A 1,012-nucleotide genomic window follows, 5' to 3' on the forward strand; every position below is an offset into this window, starting at 1 on the left:
CGACTCGTACAACGCAACCGCGTCCGCCTTGAACTCCGGCGGGTAGTGCTTCATGACCACAAGATGTCCGTTCTCAGATCCTCAAGATCTACGTCTCAAGTGTCCAAGATCTGGGGTCAAGGCCCCCGGCCTGCTCAGCCAACTGCCACCCGTTCTTGCGCGGCACGTCCGCCAGCAGCCCCCTCACATAGGCGACTGCTGTCGCCCGTGGCTCCGATCGCTCAAAACACCCAGCGACCCGCGGCCCCAGGCCCGCCAGCTCCGCACCCCACAACTCCACCTGATCCGAAGTCACCACACGACGATCATTGCAGGCAGGATGACCCGCGTGGCGAGTCTCGCCGCGACACCACAGGAGACCCCGCATGGCTGACTACTATCCGTACCGAATCGCGACCAGGAGAGGGGACCTGACGCTGATCTGGCGGCCGGGAGAGGGCGATGCCCCTGATGAGCTCGCCGTTGACGACCTCGGAAGACTGCTCGCGTTCCATGACCTCAAGACGCTGCAGGAACACTGTGATCGCAACGGCTGGGAGCTCGCCTGGGAGGGGGAAGGCACTCTCGATCTGGGCGTCGTACGGCGGTGGGTCGAACACCCCGACCTTGGCCCGGTCCCGGCAGAACTGCTGCTGGACGCCTGGAACTTCTTCGAAGACCTCTCCCACAGCCTGAAGGCCGGCCCGCCCCTTCCCTCCCAAGGATCGATCCACGACAGCGCCCACGAAAAGATCTTCGGCGGCGAAGCTCTTGAACCGACCGCTGGCGTGGGAGCCTGGACGGACGAGGAGACTGCGGCCGTGCGCGAACTCCTCCGCGCAGGGCTGGACCGCTGGGAACAGGCCATGCACGGGTCCGGCACCGGCTGATCGAATCCACGAGCTTCGGCGCGCACCCAGCTCAACTGCCGCTGTAGTACTAGGCAGTGTCCTGGCGATCAGTTGAGTCGTTGATAGGACTGTGAGACATAGGGGTGATCTGACAGATGCTCAGTGGGAGCGGTTGGAGCCGC

General features: G+C 64.3%; 1 protein-coding gene. It reads left to right on the top strand.

What is annotated here, in order from left to right:
• The first annotated feature begins 365 nt into the window (after nt 1-365).
• Nucleotides 366-869 (top strand): hypothetical protein, encoded by a 504-nt coding sequence (locus ACFXPL_RS37155; protein ID WP_384927590.1) that lies wholly within the window; start codon nt 366-368, stop codon nt 867-869.
• The last annotated feature ends 143 nt before the right edge of the window (nt 870-1,012 follow it).

The sequence above is a fragment of the Streptomyces sp. NPDC059092 genome (assembly GCF_042756365.1).
Taxonomy (GTDB): domain Bacteria; phylum Actinomycetota; class Actinomycetes; order Streptomycetales; family Streptomycetaceae; genus Streptomyces.

Excerpts from the sequence above, each read along its gene's own strand:
- ACFXPL_RS37155 (WP_384927590.1), top strand. The coding sequence starts at position 366 with ATGGCTGACTACTATCCGTACCGAATCGCGACCAGGAGAGGGGACCTG.